At 42.2% G+C, this 19,081-nt stretch carries 19 protein-coding genes; 11 read left to right on the top strand and 8 right to left on the bottom strand.

What is annotated here, in order from left to right; genetic code table 11:
* Window positions 1-62: 62 nt before the first annotated feature.
* The gene (locus LMH66_RS12450) at window positions 63-1,067 is read right to left on the bottom strand and encodes a virulence factor BrkB family protein (RefSeq protein ID WP_102526865.1); all 1,005 of its coding nucleotides are present in this window, start codon (window positions 1,065-1,067) and stop codon (window positions 63-65) included.
* Between the two features lie 87 nt (window positions 1,068-1,154).
* Between LMH66_RS12450 and LMH66_RS12445 the strand changes: the two genes are divergently transcribed.
* The 3 genes from LMH66_RS12445 to LMH66_RS12435 all read left to right on the top strand — a co-directional run bounded on the left by LMH66_RS12445 (window position 1,155) and on the right by LMH66_RS12435 (window position 3,551).
* Window positions 1,155-1,376 carry a hypothetical protein gene (locus LMH66_RS12445; RefSeq protein ID WP_229370432.1) on the top strand — a complete coding sequence of 74 codons (222 nt, stop codon included), beginning with the start codon at window positions 1,155-1,157 and terminating at the stop codon, window positions 1,374-1,376.
* Window positions 1,377-1,405: 29 nt separating this feature from the next.
* A complete protein-coding gene (locus tag LMH66_RS12440; protein ID WP_153912426.1) occupies window positions 1,406-2,053 on the top strand; it encodes a DUF2959 domain-containing protein in 648 nt (215 codons plus the stop codon).
* Window positions 2,054-2,360: 307 nt separating this feature from the next.
* The gene (locus tag LMH66_RS12435; RefSeq protein WP_229370430.1) at window positions 2,361-3,551 is read left to right on the top strand and encodes a GGDEF domain-containing protein; all 1,191 of its coding nucleotides are present in this window, start codon (window positions 2,361-2,363) and stop codon (window positions 3,549-3,551) included.
* A gap of 257 nt (window positions 3,552-3,808) precedes the next feature.
* Here the strand turns inward: LMH66_RS12435 and flhA are convergent, their stop codons facing one another.
* The 7 genes from flhA to LMH66_RS12400 form a co-directional block, all read right to left on the bottom strand.
* Entirely contained in the window at window positions 3,809-5,890 is a 2,082-nt protein-coding gene (gene flhA / locus LMH66_RS12430; RefSeq protein ID WP_153912430.1) for a flagellar biosynthesis protein FlhA, read from the bottom strand.
* A gap of 15 nt (window positions 5,891-5,905) precedes the next feature.
* Window positions 5,906-7,039 carry a flagellar biosynthesis protein FlhB gene (flhB, locus tag LMH66_RS12425; protein WP_229370428.1) on the bottom strand — a complete coding sequence of 378 codons (1,134 nt, stop codon included), beginning with the start codon at window positions 7,037-7,039 and terminating at the stop codon, window positions 5,906-5,908.
* A 3-nt stretch (window positions 7,040-7,042) separates the two neighbouring features.
* Window positions 7,043-7,816, bottom strand: a complete 774-nt coding sequence (fliR, locus tag LMH66_RS12420; RefSeq protein WP_229370425.1) for a flagellar biosynthetic protein FliR — start codon at window positions 7,814-7,816, stop codon at window positions 7,043-7,045.
* 66 nt (window positions 7,817-7,882) lie between these two features.
* Window positions 7,883-8,152: a flagellar biosynthetic protein FliQ gene (locus LMH66_RS12415; RefSeq protein ID WP_153912436.1), complete on the bottom strand. Its 270-nt coding sequence runs from the start codon at window positions 8,150-8,152 to the stop codon at window positions 7,883-7,885.
* 100 nt (window positions 8,153-8,252) lie between these two features.
* Window positions 8,253-8,981 (bottom strand): flagellar type III secretion system pore protein FliP, encoded by a 729-nt coding sequence (gene fliP / locus LMH66_RS12410; protein ID WP_153912438.1) that lies wholly within the window; start codon window positions 8,979-8,981, stop codon window positions 8,253-8,255.
* Window position 8,982: 1 nt separating this feature from the next.
* Window positions 8,983-9,345, bottom strand: a complete 363-nt coding sequence (fliN, locus tag LMH66_RS12405; protein WP_229370424.1) for a flagellar motor switch protein FliN — start codon at window positions 9,343-9,345, stop codon at window positions 8,983-8,985.
* Window positions 9,338-10,219, bottom strand: coding sequence for a FliM/FliN family flagellar motor switch protein (locus LMH66_RS12400; RefSeq protein WP_229370422.1), 882 nt, complete (start codon window positions 10,217-10,219; stop codon window positions 9,338-9,340). Before LMH66_RS12400 ends, fliN begins: the two co-directional genes overlap by 8 nt.
* Before the next feature lie 682 nt (window positions 10,220-10,901).
* Here LMH66_RS12400 and LMH66_RS12395 point away from each other — a divergent pair.
* From LMH66_RS12395 to LMH66_RS12360, 8 genes are all read left to right on the top strand, one after another.
* On the top strand, window positions 10,902-11,708 hold the full coding sequence (locus LMH66_RS12395) for an OmpA family protein (protein WP_229370421.1): 807 nt from the start codon (window positions 10,902-10,904) through the stop codon (window positions 11,706-11,708).
* The gene (locus LMH66_RS12390) at window positions 11,705-13,000 is read left to right on the top strand and encodes a sigma-54 interaction domain-containing protein (RefSeq protein ID WP_229370420.1); all 1,296 of its coding nucleotides are present in this window, start codon (window positions 11,705-11,707) and stop codon (window positions 12,998-13,000) included. Before LMH66_RS12395 ends, LMH66_RS12390 begins: the two co-directional genes overlap by 4 nt.
* A gap of 60 nt (window positions 13,001-13,060) precedes the next feature.
* The gene (gene fliE / locus LMH66_RS12385) at window positions 13,061-13,399 is read left to right on the top strand and encodes a flagellar hook-basal body complex protein FliE (RefSeq protein ID WP_324295178.1); all 339 of its coding nucleotides are present in this window, start codon (window positions 13,061-13,063) and stop codon (window positions 13,397-13,399) included.
* A 78-nt stretch (window positions 13,400-13,477) separates the two neighbouring features.
* Entirely contained in the window at window positions 13,478-15,193 is a 1,716-nt protein-coding gene (gene fliF, locus LMH66_RS12380; RefSeq protein WP_229370419.1) for a flagellar basal-body MS-ring/collar protein FliF, read from the top strand.
* A 22-nt stretch (window positions 15,194-15,215) separates the two neighbouring features.
* Window positions 15,216-16,226, top strand: a complete 1,011-nt coding sequence (locus tag LMH66_RS12375) for a flagellar motor switch protein FliG (protein WP_229370418.1) — start codon at window positions 15,216-15,218, stop codon at window positions 16,224-16,226.
* Window positions 16,227-16,261: 35 nt separating this feature from the next.
* The gene (fliH, locus tag LMH66_RS12370; protein WP_229370416.1) at window positions 16,262-17,083 is read left to right on the top strand and encodes a flagellar assembly protein FliH; all 822 of its coding nucleotides are present in this window, start codon (window positions 16,262-16,264) and stop codon (window positions 17,081-17,083) included.
* On the top strand, window positions 17,073-18,446 hold the full coding sequence (gene fliI / locus LMH66_RS12365; protein WP_324295176.1) for a flagellar protein export ATPase FliI: 1,374 nt from the start codon (window positions 17,073-17,075) through the stop codon (window positions 18,444-18,446). Before fliH ends, fliI begins: the two co-directional genes overlap by 11 nt.
* A gap of 46 nt (window positions 18,447-18,492) precedes the next feature.
* Window positions 18,493-18,906 carry a flagellar FliJ family protein gene (locus tag LMH66_RS12360; RefSeq protein WP_153912453.1) on the top strand — a complete coding sequence of 138 codons (414 nt, stop codon included), beginning with the start codon at window positions 18,493-18,495 and terminating at the stop codon, window positions 18,904-18,906.
* Window positions 18,907-19,081: the final 175 nt, after the last annotated feature.

The raw sequence follows: 19,081 nt of genomic DNA, 5'->3' as shown, positions 1-19,081 counted from the left end.
TGTAGTGCTAGCTTAAGCACAGATAAATTATTCATGTTGTTCATGAACACCTACTGTATCGCTTATCGCTCGGTTGATTTTGTGGCGTCATTTTCTGGGTTAGACACTGCCAGCTCAATCACATCAGAGTGAGAATCAACGTCTTCAATTTCAGCGTTATCTTTACTTGTATTTGCTTTAGCCTGTGCGTGAAGCTGGGCTTTTTTCTTAACTGAAAAAATACCCGAGGTGAGATACTCTGGCAACGCTGCGGTAATTTCAGCGCCTAATAGCACGATGACCCAAGACAAATAGACCCAAACAAATAAAATAGGAATAGTTGCTAGCGCACCATAAATCGCTTCATAACTTGGAAACTGAGTCACATAAAATGCAAACCCTTTTTTACCCGCCTCAAAGAGTATTGCTGCCACACTTGCGCCAATAAGAGCATGCCAAAAATGCACTTTTTTATTAGGTACCACCATGTACAGCAGTAAAATTGAAGCCACTGAAAATAGCATCGGCAAACGCTCCACCATCCAAGTCATTAAGGCAGATATTTCACTGCTATCAAATACCTTGAGTGACACAACATAAGACGTCGCAACGATGCTCGCCCCCATTAAAACGGGTCCGAGTGTCAGTACCATCCAATACATTGAAAATGACACCACATAAGACCGCTTTTCTGTGGTGCGCCAAATATTATTTAAGGCTTTATCAATCGCCGAGATCAACATTAATGCGACAACAACTAAGGCCAGGACACCGACAAAGGTCGCTTTTGAGGCATTATCGACAAATTCATTAATATAAATTTGTACCGTATCCCCTGATGCGGGCATAAAATTACTGTAAATGAAGTTTTCGATCTGACCGCGAATACCTGAAAAACCAGGAAAAGCAGATAACATCGACATCATCACTGCCACCATTGGCACTAACGATAGCAAAGTCACATAGGCTAAATGTCCGGCTTTGACATTGATTTGGTCTTCCTGCAATCTTTGCTTCAGGTGAACTAAAAACCGCCAAATGCTGACATTCATATTTTTTAGATAAGCTACATCTATCTTATTTGTCACAATATTCTCTGATTTATTAATTTCAATTACGCGTTTAACTTCGTACAATGTTATAACACGATAGTTACACTCCTAGGGAGCAATTTAATGTCTCAACAAGGTTCTGCAGGCAATGTTATTGCCGCAATTGCCAGCTTCTTTTTTCCAGGTTTAGGCCAACTGGTTCAAGGACGCATTATAGCTGCAATTCTATTTTTCTGTATTACAGCAGTAGGTTACTTCTTTTGGGTTTTAATTATCCCAGCAATTATTGGTGCTGTCTTTCATCTTTGGAGCATTATTGACGCAGCCACATTTAAAGCAGACTAATTCAACGACAACAATAAAGAGAGCACAAGATGAAGAAATGGATATCACTCGCATTCCTCAGCGTCAGCTTATTATTAAGTGGCTGTCAAAGTGCCTATTATGGCGCAATGGAAAAAGTCGGTTATCACAAGCGTGACATCATGGTCGATCGCGTTCAAGAAGCGAAAGAATCTCAAGAAGAGGCTCAAGAGCAATTCAGCTCAGCATTAGAAGAAATGCAGGCTTTGCTGGCGTTTGATGGTGGCGATCTTGAGGATGCTTACAACAAAGCAAAAGATGAGTATGAATCAGCTCAGTCGGCTGCAGATGAAGTTGGTAGTCGTATTGATAAAGTCGAAGATGTCGCAGAAGCTTTATTTGACGAGTGGGAAACTGAAATTCAAGAGATAAGCAAAGCAAGCCTTCGTCGTAACAGTACCAATAAGTTAAATGAAACTCAGCGTTCATATAATTCATTAGTGAAGGGAATGCGCCGTGCAGAAGCTAAAATGCCACCAATCTTAACCGCGATGAAAGACAATATGCTTTACCTTAAACACAACCTTAACGCCCAAGCAATTGGCGCGATTAAAGGCGAGTTTAATAGCTTACAATCTGACATATCAAGCTTGATCACTGAAATGAATAAATCGATTGCTGAATCAAATAAATTCATCGAAGCGATGGAGCAAGGCTAGCCCAATTGACATTAACTAGCTAAAGCTTAATCGAAAGGCGTAAACAACCACTTGCGCCTTTTTTATTGCCTTTTTTAGTCTCTAAGATGAAGGCAGCTGATAGCGCACCAAATACAGGCAAATGACTTTAGCAATCAATCTATTTGAATTATATTTCAGTTTAGCTATTACAAGGTCGCTCTGTTAGAGCAGTTTTTTAATTTCTTTGTATTATAACTGGTCGATTTAAAACGGTTATCGCACCTGTTTAGTCTTGGTTATTTTCTTTATCAACTTGCTTAACAGCAGTCTTATTATGGTGGATTCAATGAGCAGCTTAATGCATACCATGCGCTTTTTTATACTGCCTATCTTTATCACTTTTCTATCATTAGGCTTGTTACAACATTTTCAAAGTCATTGGATAGATTGGCAAGATACACTGCATTACGCGCCGTATTGGTTGTTAGCTGCCTCTTCATTAATTTGTCTACAGTTCAATCGTAGTCGATTGTTTTATATTGGCTTGTTATTACTTGTTTTTTATACATTACAAAATAATCGCTTATTTCTATCGCCTATTATTCATCAGTTTTTACCATTATTTGGTACCTTGGTCATTTGCATGTTTTGCTTCATTAAAGACCGTGGCGTACTCAGTGTTCATAGTTTTTTCCGGATTGGTGGGATTATTGTTTGCGGTGTTATTGCTTACCTTTGGGTATACCTCACCATGCTATACCCTCAAGCCATAGAGCAATTCCAGCAAACTTTTGGCTTAAATGCCCAAAGCTCTCCTTTATACCTATTGCCCATTTACCCATTAGCAATAGTGCTATTTTGCAAACTCAGCTGGAACAGTAATTTAGCCCAAACAAGCTTAGGGATTTGCCTACTCCTTTGGCTCTGTTATTTCTTGGTACCGACAAACCTGCCGCTATCAATATTATTTTGCTGTATCGCCGTAAGTTTTTTAGTCACTGTGCTGTTTGACTCTTACTTCTTAGCCTACCGAGATGAGTTAACTGGACTGCCTTCTAGACGAGCATTATTTAACTTAAGCCTGGCATTGGGACGAAAATATACCGTTGCAATGGTCGATATCGACCACTTCAAAAGCTTTAACGACACTTATGGTCATGATGTTGGTGATGATGTGTTAAAACTGGTGGCGGTTAAACTGTCTAAAGTGACCGGCGGCGGCAAGACTTTCCGCTATGGTGGAGAGGAATTTACTATCGTATTCCCGCGCAAAGACATAGACCAAGTGTATTCACACCTTGATGATGTCAGACAGAGTATTGAAGATTATGACATTGTCTTGCGTGATGAGAGCCGTAAAAACAGTTCTAAGAAAAATCGTAGTAAAACATCTGTTAAAAAGAAGACCGTTAACGTGACCGTCTCAATTGGTTGCGCCGAACATAAGCCAGACCAGAGCTTTGAGCAAAGCATGAAACTGGCTGATAAGGCCTTATACCGCGCTAAAGATAGAGGCCGTAATCAGGTTAGGTTTTAAATAAAGCTGTCTTTAGTAGAACTCAGTTTCTCGAAGTGTGGATCATCTAAAGGAATAACACCCAAAGCATCTGATCTAGTTAATGCACAAGTGATTATTCATCTATTAAATACTGACATCAAAAAGCCCAAATCAGATTGATTTGGGCTTTTTAGTTAGGCCCTATTTAGTTAAACCCTGTTTTGTTAGACCCTGTTCAGTTAGACCTTGAGCTATGCTCAAGGCGTTAGCAATTTTTTGATGACGGACTTAGTTAGCTAGCCTAACTGCCCTGCCACCATCAGCTCTCGGTTTTCAGGAATTTCATTGTAAGACAGAACGTGCAAACCTCTGGCGAAAGCTAATGCGTAACGGGCTAATATCGGTCTTAATTGTGGTGCGACCAATAACATTGGACTATGCCCCTGCTCTTTAGCATCAGCCAGAATCTGCGGCATGCCTTGTTGCAGCTGCGCCAATAGCGTTGGATCAACAGGGAAGCTATCTAACGCAACCTGACCTTGTTGCTGTGACTGAGTTAGAGCATTCATCAAGGTTTGCTCAAGCTCAGGCGCTAAGGTGAGTACATTCAACTTAGGATCAGCTCCAGCAATACTGTGAACAATGTTATTACGCAATGCACAGCGTACATCTGCAGCCAGTAACACTGGATCTTTGCTGTTTTCACTGCAATCCAATAACGTCGTGGCAATGGTGCGGATATCTTTCAACGACACTTGTTCTTTGAGTAATAAGCGATACACCTTTAACTGCACAATCGGCGTTAATGCATTATTCAGCGCTTCAGCCAGCTTAGGCGACTGTTTGGCTAAACGGTCACTTAAGGCTAATACATCATCATGCTGCAGCATGTCAGGCAGGTTTTCACGAATGAGCTTACTTACATGGGTGGCAATTACGGTAGCATTATCAACCACTGAATAACCTAAATTAAGTGCACGGGCTTTTAAGTCCTGCTCAATCCAAATCGCATCCATATTGTAAGCAGGCTCTTTAGTGATAATGCCGTCAATATCACCAAATACAGGGCCACTTTGAATTGCCATCAGCTTTTCTGACTGCAGCTCAGCTGTAACCGCTGGGTTACCCATCATATTAATTTGATATGCATTAGGCGCTAACGATAAATTATCCCTCACCCGCACTTCGGCTAACAAGAAGCCCGCTTGTTCTGATAACGTGCGGCGTATCCCTGTTAAACGTTTTTGTAATTCAGCCCCTTTAGTGCGCTCAACTAAATGCACCAGCTGATAGCCTAAACGTACCTCAATTAAATCGGTATAAGGTAAGGCATCCCAGCTCGGCGGAGAAGGTTCTGCGGTATTGGTCTCAAGCTTTTGCTCAAGCTTTGATTCCACGATCTCAGGTTTGTTTTGACTCTGCTTCCAGGATGCAAATGCCAGCAAGGCAGCAAACGAGATAAATACCATCGCAGGCATACCAGGTACGACACCTAAGATAAGCATCACAATGGCAGCTGTTGCCAAGGTTTTCGGATTAGCCAGTAGCTGCTTTTGTAACTGCTCTGGCATTTCTTCTGCGTCTGAAACACGGGTAACAATAATCGCAGCAGCAGTTGCTAATAATAGCGACGGAATTTGTGCAACTAAACCATCACCAATGGTAAGAAGAGCAAAGGTTTTGAATGCATCTGCAGCACCCATATCATGCATGAATACACCAATGGCAATACCACCAATGATGTTTATCATCAGAATTAATATACCAGCAATGGCGTCGCCACGAACAAACTTAGAGGCACCGTCCATCGAACCATAGAAATCTGCTTCGCGCGCGACTTCTTGGCGACGCACTCGCGCTTGTTCCTGGGTGAGTACACCAGCATTTAAGTCGGCATCAATGGCCATTTGCTTGCCAGGTAAGGCATCTAAGGTAAAGCGAGCAGATACTTCAGATATACGTTCGCCACCTTTAGTGATCACCACAAAGTTAATGATCATCAATATTAAGAAGATAACGGCACCGACAACATAGTTACCACCAATGACCACTTCACCAAAGGCTTGAATCACTTTACCCGCTGAATCACCACCTTGATGGCCTTCAATAAGCACCACCCTTGTTGATGCAACGTTTAGCGTCAAACGCATTAACGTCGCCAATAACAATATTGTCGGGAACACTGAAAACTCTAGCGGCCTACGAATAGACACACTGACCAGCAGCACCATAACAGCAAGCACAATGTTAAAAGTGAATAGAATATCCAACAGCCAAGGTGGCAAGGGTAAAATAACCATAGCCAAAACGGCGAGTAACATTATCGGAATACCGATATAACTTCGATTGCCAGTAAATACTTGCGCAAACCAATTCATGGCTTAATGCTTCCTTTAATCATGTCGTAAATGTGGAGGAATATAAAAATGCGGTAACGGTTCAGGTTTATCCTGAGTCCCCGTTCTTGCGGCTTTGATTTGCAATACGTAACTCAGCACGTGTGCAATGGCGACAAATAATGCAGCCGGAATTTGTTGCTCAATTTTGGTGGAATAATAAATCGCACGCGCTAACGCTGGGATTTCAATTATTTCAACGTCATTGCGTTGGGCGACTTCGCGCATATATAAAGCCAGTTCATCCACCCCCTTTGAAATAACATATGGCGCATCGGCTTTATCTGCATCATAACGAAGTGCAACAGAGTAATGAGTTGGGTTAACCAGTAATACATCTGCTTGTGGCACTGCAGAATCAGCACGTGAACGACTGATTTTTTGCTGCATTTGGCGAATTTTTGCTTTAATTTCTGGCTTACCATCTTGCTGTTTATGCTCATCTTTAACTTCTTGATGAGACATTTTGAGTTCTTTATGATGATGCCAATACTGATAAGGCACATCGATAAAGGTAATGATCAATAAGCCAACGCCTAGATAAAACATCCCTGCTGAAATCGTATCTATGCTATATCGCACAGCTTCATCAACAGGCAACTGACTACTGGCCATAATCCCTTGCAAATTGCTGCTCAAAAAGTACAGCATGATGCCAATCAGCAAAGTAATTTTAAGTATCGACTTAACAAGCTCAACCAGTGACTCTATCGACACCATGCGTCCTAACCCTGCAATAGGGTCGATTCTGCTGTATTTAAAAAATGCATTTTTAATACTAAACAGTGGCCCGCCAGGCAAAGCACCTGCAATCATTGCAATAGCACCGACTAAAATAAATAACGGCCCTAAAATATGCAGGATCCCCACGATTGCGGCCCCAATATGCATTTCTAACATTTTAGGTTCGTCTAGCTGCTCTCTAGTGATATTCATATTGAAACGAGTGATTTCTGCCATTTCACTGGCAATCCAATCCGCGCTTGTCGTTAACATGACTGCACAACCAATAATCAGTGCAGAAGCGGCTAAATCTTTTGAGCGGGGAACTTGGCCTTGCTCGCGTGCTTTCTTTAGTTTTTGCGGAGTTGCATCTTCTGTTTTGCTTTGGCCAGTATCTTTATTACTCATGCATTAGCCCCCAATAAACTGATGCATTGCAGAAAGCGCATCGAGGCAAATATCACTATAACGACTTGCTAAACCGCTAAAGGAAAAGAACACACACAACAGCCCCATCAACATAGACATAGGGAAGCCAAGAGCAAAAACGTTTAATGAAGGTGCTGATTTACTGAGTACACCAAAAGTCAGGTTAACCATCAGCATGGCAACAATAGCAGGTAACGCCAACATGAATGCTGCGGCAAATAACCACCCCACCCGCTCAACAAGCCCCATTAAGGGTAATTCGAATACACCCGAGCCAATTGGCCATAAATAAAAACTATCAACAATCACTCCAATCGCGACTAAATGACCATCTAGAGCAAGAAATAGTAACGTGCCATACAGTAAGAACCATTGGCCAAGAATGGGGTTGGAGTTGCCATTAGCAGGGTCATTCATGATCGCCATGGCTAAGCCCATTTGCATCGACATCATTGCGCCCATTTTGGTCATCACACTGATCAGCAAAAGTAGAAATAATGCCAGCATAAAACCGACAAGCAATTGCTCAATAGCCAAAATGAGTGCAGCAAAAGACAAGGCGTCTACCGCAGGTACAGGGGGCAATAAAGGAGCGACAAGCGCACTAAGCAGCACAGCAAATAATATTCGTATTTTAGCGGGAATATAATTACTGCTTAAAAAGGGCATCACAATAAATGCCCCCATAAAACGACAAAACGGCCACCAAAAGGTACCGATAAATGAACTGATTTGAATTGATGTTAACGACAGCATAATAGGGCTAAATTTAGCATTAATATTGCGCCGTTAAATGAGGTCATCCCGTTCATTTTCTTCGCCTTAGCCAATCACATGGGGAATGCTATAAAACAGACGCTCAAACAAATCACTAATTTTCATCAACAGCCATTCACCGGCAAATAACACCATCAATAAAGTCAGCACTAAACGAGGCAGGAAACTTAAGGTTTGTTCATTCACTTGCGTCGCAGCTTGGAAAACAGCAACACATAGGCCAACAAGTAAACCAGGTACAACTAACACCCCGACCATCATGACCACTAAAAAAATGGCTTCCGCAAAAAATGAAGTTAGCTCATTCACGTCCATCTTAAAATTTCCTACAGCCATTTAACCGACAAAACCAAAGTGGGCTTTGTAATTTTGCTAGAAAGTGGATCTTAGTTTTCAACATCGTTATTGACCCTAGCTAACCAAAACTCGCTGTTAAGGTACCAACCGTCATCGCCCAACCATCAACAAGCACAAACACCATTAACTTAAAGGGCAAGGAAATAATCAAAGGAGACAACATCATCATACCCATCGACATCAAGACACTCGCCACCACCAAATCAATCACCAAAAAGGGAATATAAAGTAAGAACCCAATTTGGAAGGCAGTTTTAAGCTCGCTTAATACAAACGCAGGCATTAATACAAAGAATGGAATTTCATCGGCGGTTAACGTGACAGGCTCATTGGCAATCTTAAGCATCTGTTCTAAATCGGTTTCGCGGGTTTGCGCTAACATAAACTGTCTTATTGGTACTTCAGCACGAACAATCAGTTCAGTTAACTCTATTTCACCTTGGTCATAAGGCAAGAATGCATCTTCATAAATGACCTCACCAACGGGGCGCATGATAAATACCGACAGTACTAGCGCAATCCCAATAAGTACCTTATTCGGCGGACTTTGCTGCAAACCAAGTGCTTGCCTTAAAATCGCCAGAACGATAATGATCCGTGTAAAACTCGTCATCATCATCAACATCGCAGGAATAAAGCTTAGCATGGTCATCATGGCTAAGATTTCTAACTTGACGTTGACGGTCTGCGACTGGTCGCCATCCGCTAGTGTAAATAGCGTTAAGCCATCATTAGCATAAACATTGGGTGCTAATAAACATAACAGTAGCAGAATGGCACGAACCATATTAGTCGTTCGCTCCAGTCAAGCTAATGGCTTCTACTTCAAGCAGTCTCACACCATAGCGGCCATTCACTTCAACCACTTCGCCACGACCCAATAAAGCACCGTTAACACGAATATCAAGTGGTTCACCCACCATACGATCAAGCGCCACGACATCACCCTCTCCCATTTGGGTTAACTCACCCAACGACATTTCAGTGCTGGCGAGTTCAAGGGTCACCTGTACAGGTAGCTGATGAAAAAAAGACATATCTTTTAATGCCTTAGGCTTTGGATCTGGTTGAGTCTCTACCAAGGTATCTTCTAGCAACAAGTCATCATCAAGTAAGAAATCATCATCTTGTAAAAGTATATTTTCAGGCATGGGTAGTGTCCTCTGAGCGAAACGCTTCCTGGGTAAGTTTGGCAACCATTTGTCCATCATCATTGTGAACAGTGGCATAGAATAACGGTCTGCGACCTATAGTAACGGGGCATCGAGAATGTAAATTCATCGGTAAAATATCACCCACTTTTAATCCTTCAAGAGACGTTACAGGCACCAATTGATGACCAAGTTCTAATGTCGCTTTAATCGGAATTTGTCTTAATCGTTGGCTCAATTTAGCGGTTAAGTCAGTTGCCGCTTGAAACTCACTCGGCTGTTCAGCCATTAACCCAAGAGCAAACTCTGTCATGCATAACATCATTGGCGGGCCAACATGCTCTGCAGGAAAACTTAATGTCCATGCCAGCGGCACTTCCATAGGAGTGGTATTCACGACCAGCTCAAGATCTAAGCCGTCATCTTCGAGTTCGGTAATGGGCAAAACATCTAACGCAGAACGCATTAACCGTTTTACTAATCGAAACTCCGACAAACTTGGTGCTCTAAGGGGCGACTGAAGCGGGCTTGAAAAGCTGCCGTAATAACCGCTGGCCAACTGATCTAACATACACTTGTCAATCCGCCACCATGCAAGTGGTGTGCGTCTATAGCTCATTAAGAACCAAGCATGATTCAAGTCAGGCACAACTGGACTAAGCTCTGTAGATAACTCTACTTTTGATAACGCATGATGACCTTGGCCAATAATGGGTCCTAATAAGTCATTAATATTATCTAGCAACGAACGATGACAGCGCTCTAATTGAAGCACAAGTCGACTACGAGCTAATTTCTCTTGAACTAGCGCGACAGTTCTGACTTTCTGAAGTTGCTGTTTTTTTATTAAACTTGCTTTGGCTGTGGTTTTCATTTTAATTTAAAACTCACTTCAACATAAATACATTTATTCATGAACGTTTAATACTAGTAATAATTTTTATCGACAAAAACAGTCCCAAAGGAAGTTAGTCGAACTAAAATTAACCAATCTCGTCAATTAAAAACCAAATCGACACTTTTTTGACGTAATAATATATTTTGACGAATTACATATGAGCAAAAAATATTAATAGAACTTCTAATGGCGACCATAAATCAAAAAAACAATAAAAACCAAAAAAAATTAATTCAAAACTAAAAGCTGTATATAAGGCGACTAAACTTTCAAAAAACTAAAACAAATTTCAAAATAAACTTAAATATTAATTTTTATTATGAAAATCAGCTATTTAAAAACTGAATACCTGACAAACACCTTAGTATGTCTATGTAAAACCAGTATTCCCGCAAGATACTACATCATTTAATTCATTAAAAACAACATAGAAAACATTATTAACTCACATAGTTTGATTAATTTAAAAATTTACAAAAAATTCATTTGAATAGTTTTTTATTTAGTGTTTAATACTGCAAAACTTAATTAAACAATTAATTTACAAATTAAAATAGGATATTGATAGTTGAAAAAAATAATACCAATAACAATTATATCTCTTATTTTTTCATTAAACTCCTATGCTGATACCATAGAGAACACTTATAAGACTCCAATGGAGAAATCCTCTTGGGAGTTTTCCGGAAATATATTCAAGTGTGATATTAGCCACGAAATTGAAGGGTTCGGTAGATTTAATCTCACAGCAAGCCCTGGAGATGAATTAATCATTAGTTTGCAAGCCGATTGGTTGAAGTTACAAAATCAATCAAGTGAGATTTTGATTGAAAGCTCAACTTGGCAACAGCAACTTAATAAACCTTTCGCTGTCTCTGAATTAAATTGGCAAGGCAATATTGCTCACACCAGTCGAAATAGCTCTGCATTTCTAGAAGCGCTAGAACAAGGGCTGACATGGCAAGTGAACATAGATCCAGTCAGCAACGTTAAATATCAAATTCGCTCAACACCAGTATCAACCCGAGGTGTGGTCAGAGAATTTAGATTGTGTAAGCAAGATTTATTACCGAAACCTTTTTCGTATGTTCGACGAGTTGATTTGCAATTCAATAGCAATTCAAGTCGTTTAGAAGAACAGTTCGAATCTGATCTCATTGCTATTGCGCGCTACATTGATGCTGATGCCAATATCACTGAAGTACTTATTGATGGTCATGCTGATGCAACAGGTGATCGATTGGTTAACTTACAACTGAGTAAAGAACGAGCTTTTGAAGTCCAGTCCAGATTGATCGAGCTCGGTGTACCTGCAAGTATGATTGAAGTGAGAAACCATGGTTCTAGGAATCCTATTGCCAGTAATAATAGCACCCAAGGGCGTGAGTTAAATCGTCGAGTGATGGTGAGATTAGTTAAAGGTAAAGCACTTGCATCAGTCCAGCCACACAAGGCAGTTCGATGAAGCAGCAATATTCAATACAATTAGTTGATACCCAACTATCAGAAGCCGGGGCAACTTTGCTGCTAGATCATGGGTTTCAACTGTGGAATACACCTCATTCTCAGCCATGGCTCAATTTAGTTAATTTATCTGACTGTGAACCAGAACAAGTCCGCCAGCGCTTGTCTATGTTCCCAAGCAAAAACCAAATAGCATTATTAGACCCAGAGCAAACAGAACTTGCTGGGATAGCAATGCAATCAGGCGTGCAAGATTATTTATTATTGCCTATTGAAAATCAGCAGCTCATCTCTTTACTGAATCGCCTTAAAACAATAGATAAAACAGACTCAGAAATCATTGCTTCATCAGCAGTGAGCCGCCAACTACTCATGCTAGCGCAGCGTGCTGCAGTGACCAATGCCACTGTATTACTGACAGGCGAAAGCGGTACTGGTAAGGAACCTCTTGCACGCTATATTCATCGTCATTCAAATCGCGCTGATTCCCCTTTTGTTTCAATCAATTGTGCGGCAATCCCTGAAAGCATTTTAGAATCTATCTTGTTTGGTCACGTTAAAGGGGCATTTACAGGCGCCGTTAACGATCAATCAGGTAAATTTGAGCAAGCCAATGGCGGCACACTTTTACTGGATGAAATAGGTGAAATGCCGCTGCTGTTACAAGCCAAATTGCTACGAGTGTTGCAAGAGCGAGAAGTTGAGCGTTTAGGTAGCCACAAATCGATCTCTTTAGATATTCGCGTCATTGCCTCGACCAATAAAGACTTACGCTTAGCGGTAGAAAATGCAGAGTTTAGACAAGACCTTTTTTATCGGCTTGATGTGCTGCCATTAAAAATTACCCCGCTGCGTCAGCGCCGTGAAGATATCTTACCGATTGCAGAGCACTTTTTAGATATTTACCACAATAACAATACTGAACAAGCATGCTACTTCAGCGACCAAGCACGTAATTTACTGCTAAGTCATGACTGGAGCGGTAATGTCCGGGAGCTTGAAAATACCATTCAACGCGCGTTAGTCATGCGTAGAGGTCAAGCAATTCAAGCGGTTGAACTTGGTATAGAACAACCACAATCGTCGCGAGTGGCTAGCCAAGATTCAGGACTGAAAGGCTCAAAGCGTCAAGCTGAGTTTCAATATATTCTCGACACCTTAAAGCGCTTCAATGGTCAACGAAATCTCACAGCAGACTCATTAGGTATGACGACCAGAGCATTACGTTACAAGCTGGCTCAAATGCGTGAACAAGGCATTGATATTGAGCTTGCCCTTGGCAAAGTGGCTTAAATAACCCTCTTACTCTTAGTACCTTAGTAATAGATAGGAAAATAGATGTCTAATGCAACTATGGTGAACGCACCTATGGTGAATGTTCAATCTTTGATGGATCAGATGAACGTACATTCAGAAATGGCTAAAGGCGCCATCAAAGTAGCCGCTAATCCGCGCGACTTTGGTACTCAAACGCCCTCTTTTACTGAATTGATGGAACAAAAAGTTGCAGCAGTAAACACTGATCAAAATACATCTTCTGCGTTAATGCGCGCTGTAGATAGTGGTGAAAGTGATGATCTTGTTGGCGCGATGGTGGCCTCACAAAAAGCCAGTTTATCTTTTTCAACCATGATCCAAATTCGTAATCGCTTAGTGCAAGCATTTGATGAAGTAATGAAAATGCCAATTTAAATGTAGAGTTTTTAACGAGCTCAATATCGATAAATCCCTATAGATACAAAGCATTTTAGCCCAAGGATATTAGAAACAATGCCTACAACTCTTACTCAGCCTAACCAACCTGTTACTGATGTTGGTGAGAAAGCATCGCCATTTAAGACGATAAAAGAGAAATGGACTAGCTTTAACCAAGGTGACAAACAAGTCGCTGTGTTAGCAGTATTTGCCATTGTAGTGGCCTGTGTCATCGTGTTAATGCTCTGGACTGCTAGCCAAGGCTATCGCCCGCTGTATGGCAGCCAAGAAAAGGTCGAAACCGCGCAAATCATTGAAGTACTGGAAACCGAAGGAATTAGCTATCGACTAGATACTATTTCAGGTTTAGTGCTAGTACCTGAAGATAGATTAGGCAAGGCACGGATGATCTTAGCGGCTCGTGGGGTTAAAGCCCAAATGCCGATGGGAATGGAATCACTGGGTGATTCTGGTATCGGTACGAGCCAATTTATGGAGCAGGCAAAATATCGTTATAGTCTAGAAGGCGAACTATCTCGCACCATCATGGCGTTACGCTCAGTTCGTACTGCACGAGTTCATCTTGCTATTCCAAAGAAAACCTTATTTATTCGCCAGCAGCCAGAACTACCATCAGCATCGGTCATGTTAGACCTTTATGCAGGCAGCAATATTCAAACAGAGCAAGTCGAGTCAATTGTTAACTTAGTCGCAGGTAGCGTCACGGGCATGACTGCCGAGCAAGTTCAAGTCGTCGACCAACAAGGTAATCACTTAAGCTCAGCATTAACGCTCAACAATGACATTACCCAAGCTCGTGACCGTCAACTTAAATACACTCACGAACTAGAACAAAACTTAATTAATCGCGCCTCTAGCATGCTGATGCCAATTTTGGGACAAGAGAACTTTCAAGTTCAAGTGGCAGCACAAGTTAACTTCAATCAAGTTGAAGAAACCAATGAGTCACTAGATCCACAATCAGTTATGCGTACTGAACAGCAAAGTTCAAATGAAGTTAACGGCGATATGGCTATGGGCATTCCTGGGGCATTAGCCAACCAACCGCCTGCTCCAGCTGTTGAGGGCGAAGACAATAATCAGCGTCGTAACCTCACTCAACAAACTAACCGTAACTTCGATGTCGGTCGCACTGTCACGCACACCCGTTATCAGCAAATGCAGTTAGAAAATATTTCGGTTTCAGTGCTACTGAACAACCAAGCGGCTGGAGAAAATGGCTGGACTCAGGCTCAACTAGACTCAATGAGCAGCATGGTTCAAGACGCCATTGGTTTTGCGGCAGTACGTGGCGACCAATTCAGTATCAATAGCTTTGATTTTGCGCCAGTAAGAATCGCCGAATTCCAACCTATGCCATGGTGGCAAACTGAAGGTTACGAGTCATACCTTCGATACTTCATTGGTTTATTACTGGGTATCGGCTTAATCTTCTTCGTATTAAGACCATTGGTACGTCACTTAACTAAAACTGTTGATTTAACAGCACTTAAAGATATCGAAGAAGAGAAAGACAGCCTTCAGTACCAAGAAGCTAGCTCGGCTAAATTGGCAAATAGCAGTGACGATGCACAATCACTTGCTGATGAGTTAATGGGATTAGGTCAGCCGCAAGCAGATGATGATCTAATGAGTATTGGCTTACCAGAGACTAGCTCACCACTGAAAGTGAAAATGGAACACCTTAGCGTGTTAGCAGAAAAAGAGCCGGCACGTGTTGCCGAAGTCATCGCCCACTGGATCAGCGATAAAGACGCTAAACAACAGTAATTGCTGAACAGGAAATAATAGAATGATGAATGAACTTGATATCAATTTAGATAACCTAGATCAAGCCGCCATGATCCTGCTTAGCATGGGCGAAAAAGGCGCTGCACAGGTAATGGCGCATTTAGACCGCAATGATGTTCAGCATCTCAGCCATAAAATGGCGCGGCTATCTAGCATTACTCAAAACGAAGCTGATTTTGTCATTGGCCGCTTCTTTAAGCGCTATCAAGAACAATCAGGTATTGCCAGAGCCTCGCGCTCTTACCTGCAAAAAACCTTAGATTTAGCCTTAGGTGATCGTGTGGCTAAAAGCCTGATCGACAACATCTACGGCGATGAAATTAAGACATTAGTAAAACGCTTAGAGTGGGTAGACCCCAAACTACTGGCACGTGAAATCACCAATGAACACAGTCAATTACAAGCTGTTTTATTAGGTTTACTGCCACCAGAAAGCGCCGCACAAGTGTTATCAGGATTACCAGAAGCGGGTCAAGATGAACTATTAGTGCGTATTGCACAACTGGGTGAATTAGAACGTGGCGTGGTTGAAGAATTACGTCATTTAGTTGAACGCTGCATGCTGATCGCGATGGAAAAAAGTCATACTCAAGTGTCAGGTATTCGCCAAGTCGCCGACATCTTAAATCGCTTCGAAGGTAATCGAGAGCAGTTAATGGAAATGATTAAACTCCATGACCAAAAGCTTGCAAGTGAAGTCGCTGACAACATGTTCGACTTTATTATTCTTGGTCGTCAGAAAGCTGAAACCCTACAAGAAATCATGGCATTAGTACCTGCCGACACCTTAGCTCTCGCGCTTAAAGGGATTGAGCCAGAGCTGAAAAAGACCTTATTACGTGCCCTACCCAAGCGTATGTCGTCTGCCATTGAAACTCAAATTGAAGCCATCGGTACCGTACCATTAAGCCAAGCTACTGCTGCCCGTAAAGATATTATGGAACTGGCTAAGCAAATGATGGATGAAGGTCAAATTGAACTGCAGCTGTTTGAAGAGCAGGTTGTTGAGTAATGAGTAAATTATTGAACCAGCAAAAGAGTGCCCTAATGAACAAGTCACACGGCTCCGATATTCGATTTCGCCTCAATGGTGAGCGCATTCGTCGCCATCAATTTAGTCCGTTACATGTTAATGAAACCGATCCAGCTGTAGGCGAGCCTTCTTGGCAGGATTATCAACAAGCATTTGATAAAGGCTATGATGAAGGTGTCGTAAAAGGCCATGAGGCAGGTCTAGTTTCAGGTCATGAAGAAGGCCAACAATCTGGATATGCCGCCGGTTTTAATCAAGGTCGTATTGAAGGTCAGCATAAAGGCAAAGATTTAATTGATGATCAATTGAATCAACTCATCGCGCCACTTGCAGCCATAAAATCTTTGCTAGAAGAAGGCCATAGTCAACAAATCATGCAACAACAAGAGCTGATTTTAGACTTAGTACGCCGTGTATCAATTCAAGTGATCCGTTGTGAACTCACCTTACAACCGCAGCAAATTCTTGCGCTGGTCGAAGAGACATTAGCCGCCATTCCTGACGACCCCACTGAAGTTAAAATCCACTTAGAACCAACTGCAGTGAACAAGCTTAAAGAGCTGGCTGCAGATAAAATTCAAAACTGGACCTTGGTTGCAGACAGCACTATTAGCGCAGGAGGTTGCCGTATCGTTAGTGAAAAATCAGATGCTGACGCCTCTATGGAAACGCGATTAAATGCCTGCTTAGATCAAGTAGAAAATCATTTAAAACGCACAGATATCGAGCAAAAACTGGCGCAATCAGCAGCACAAGAGCCAGTACTTGAACCCGCTCTTGAGCCCACAGACACTGAAACTAATCTAGAAACCGATAGAGGCCAAGGTGAAAGCTAGCGCCAAGTCAGCTATCGTCACATCCAGTCAATCTAGCGCCACAATTTTAGATTGGCCAACAGTGCCTGTAGCACAAGTTTACGGCAAACTGACCCGTGTTAACGGGCTGCTACTTGAAGCGGTGGGTTGCCAACTTGGCACAGGCGATCGTTGTAATATTGAATGTCGTGACGGCCGGTTAGTCGAAGCTGAAGTCGTCGGCTTTTATAAAGATACCGTTTGCTTAATGCCCATTGAGCAAACCTCAGGGTTAATGCCTGGGGCGCGCGTCATGCCCATCGCTGAGCGCAGCCAAATTCCAGTAGGCAAAGGCTTATTGGGTCGAGTGTTAAACGGCTTAGGTCAGCCATTAGATGACTTAGGCCCACTGACTCAAGTTCAACAAATTCCTATGGTGCCAATGAGCACCAATCCACTCAAACGTAAACCGATTACTGAACCGCTAGATGTGGGTATTAGAGCGATCAACGCTCTGCTGCCAGTTGGCCGTGGTCAACGCTTGGGTTTATTTGCAGGCTCTGGTGTCGGTAAAAGTGTCTTGCTAGGCATGATGACTCGATTTACTGAAGCTGACATTGTCATCGTTGGCTTAATCGGTGAACGTGGCCGTGAAGTGCGTGAATTTATCGAACAATCTTTAGGTGAGGAAGGTCGAGAGCGTTCAGTGGTAATCGCCGCACCAGCTGACACAACACCATTGATGCGTATGCGTGCCATGCGTTTATGTCATCACATCGCATGTGCTTATCGCGATCAAGGCAAGCGAGTGCTATTACTGGTTGACTCCCTCACTCGTTATGCCCAAGCACAACGTGAAATTGCCTTAAGTTTAGGTGAGCCACCAGCTACCAAAGGTTATCCACCTTCAGCGTTTGCCCAACTGCCAAGTTTGGTCGAAATGGCAGGTAACGGCCAACATCCTACAGGCACCTTAACCGCTTTTTATACTGTATTAACCGAAGGCGATGATCAGCAAGATCCTATTGCAGATGCAGCCAGAGCGATTCTGGACGGCCATATTGTATTAGACAGAAAATTAGCTGAACAAGGGCACTACCCTGCTATTGATATTGGCGCATCAGTGAGCCGACTCGCTGCACAAGTAGCCAGTTCAGATAGCTTGTCTCATGGACAGGTATTCAGGCACTTAAACAGTAAATATCAGCAGGTCAAAGAGTTACTGCCGTTAGGTGGTTATCAACCAGGCCAAGATAAAGAACTGGATATTGCTGTTCAGGCTTACCCGCAAATGGCAGCATTTTTACAGCAAACAACCCATAGCCAAGCGGATCATCATCACAGCATCACTCAGCTGCAATCCTTAATCGAAGGCTTAGGCTATCAAGCGCCAATTGCTGAATGAATCATGTTGAATTAACGCTTATCTATTACAAAATGGGCCAAATTAAATGAAACAGCTTTTACAGTTATGCCAACAAGAAGAAAAGAAACTGCATCAGCTTAGTCAGCAAAAAAATGCTAGCCAACAACGATTGATTGAAATAGGTCATCAGCAACAACAACTTTCTAGCATGGTCAGCCAATACCATGCATATCCCCAACAATGTGCCAATCCCTTATTAATGCAAAACAGCGTGCAAATGATTAACGCTATTAAGCCACTGCAGAAAAAGCTCACCCGCCAAAAGATTTTATTGGAACAAGAACACCAAAGAGTGGATAAGATCTGGCGTAGCCAATTAGGCCGTCAACAAGGGATTAATTGGTTCTATCAAGATCGCTTGAAACAACGACAGGCTCATTTGGATAAACAAGAGCAAAAGCAATTGGATGATTTAGCCTGCAGGTATCAGCTTAAGTAAACATACTTAAATGATGTTATTCATTGCCAAACTGCATTTGGATTTTCTGGCATTGGGGGGTCCTTCCCGTATTTCCAAACTTCGTTTGGATTAGATCAAAGTCGTGGCGCTTCGCCCACCCCGACTAAAAGGGAGTGAACTGCGACTCCCTCTTAGAACACCCCGCAGCTCCGGC

It is taken from the genome of Shewanella sp. 10N.7 (assembly GCF_020806285.1).
GTDB lineage: Bacteria > Pseudomonadota > Gammaproteobacteria > Enterobacterales > Shewanellaceae > Shewanella > Shewanella electrodiphila.
The sequence above is the reverse complement of the archived record's forward strand: the minus strand, read 5'-3'. Positions and strand labels throughout refer to the sequence as shown.

What these genes read in the sequence shown, in the direction of transcription:
- LMH66_RS12445 (WP_229370432.1), top strand. Translation starts at nt 1,155, where the DNA reads ATGTCTCAACAAGGTTCTGCAGGCAATGTTATTGCCGCAATTGCCAGC.
- LMH66_RS12440 (WP_153912426.1), top strand. Translation starts at nt 1,406, where the DNA reads ATGAAGAAATGGATATCACTCGCATTCCTCAGCGTCAGCTTATTATTA.
- LMH66_RS12435 (WP_229370430.1), top strand. Translation starts at nt 2,361, where the DNA reads ATGAGCAGCTTAATGCATACCATGCGCTTTTTTATACTGCCTATCTTT.
- flhA (WP_153912430.1), bottom strand. Translation starts at nt 5,890, where the DNA reads ATGAATTGGTTTGCGCAAGTATTTACTGGCAATCGAAGTTATATCGGT.
- flhB (WP_229370428.1), bottom strand. Translation starts at nt 7,039, where the DNA reads ATGAGTAATAAAGATACTGGCCAAAGCAAAACAGAAGATGCAACTCCG.
- fliR (WP_229370425.1), bottom strand. Translation starts at nt 7,816, where the DNA reads ATGCTGTCGTTAACATCAATTCAAATCAGTTCATTTATCGGTACCTTT.
- LMH66_RS12415 (WP_153912436.1), bottom strand. Translation starts at nt 8,152, where the DNA reads ATGGACGTGAATGAGCTAACTTCATTTTTTGCGGAAGCCATTTTTTTA.
- fliP (WP_153912438.1), bottom strand. Translation starts at nt 8,981, where the DNA reads ATGGTTCGTGCCATTCTGCTACTGTTATGTTTATTAGCACCCAATGTT.
- fliN (WP_229370424.1), bottom strand. Translation starts at nt 9,345, where the DNA reads ATGCCTGAAAATATACTTTTACAAGATGATGATTTCTTACTTGATGAT.
- LMH66_RS12400 (WP_229370422.1), bottom strand. Translation starts at nt 10,219, where the DNA reads ATGAAAACCACAGCCAAAGCAAGTTTAATAAAAAAACAGCAACTTCAG.
- LMH66_RS12395 (WP_229370421.1), top strand. Translation starts at nt 10,902, where the DNA reads ATGGAGAAATCCTCTTGGGAGTTTTCCGGAAATATATTCAAGTGTGAT.
- LMH66_RS12390 (WP_229370420.1), top strand. Translation starts at nt 11,705, where the DNA reads ATGAAGCAGCAATATTCAATACAATTAGTTGATACCCAACTATCAGAA.
- fliE (WP_324295178.1), top strand. Translation starts at nt 13,061, where the DNA reads ATGGTGAACGCACCTATGGTGAATGTTCAATCTTTGATGGATCAGATG.
- fliF (WP_229370419.1), top strand. Translation starts at nt 13,478, where the DNA reads ATGCCTACAACTCTTACTCAGCCTAACCAACCTGTTACTGATGTTGGT.
- LMH66_RS12375 (WP_229370418.1), top strand. Translation starts at nt 15,216, where the DNA reads ATGATGAATGAACTTGATATCAATTTAGATAACCTAGATCAAGCCGCC.
- fliH (WP_229370416.1), top strand. Translation starts at nt 16,262, where the DNA reads ATGAACAAGTCACACGGCTCCGATATTCGATTTCGCCTCAATGGTGAG.
- LMH66_RS12360 (WP_153912453.1), top strand. Translation starts at nt 18,493, where the DNA reads ATGAAACAGCTTTTACAGTTATGCCAACAAGAAGAAAAGAAACTGCAT.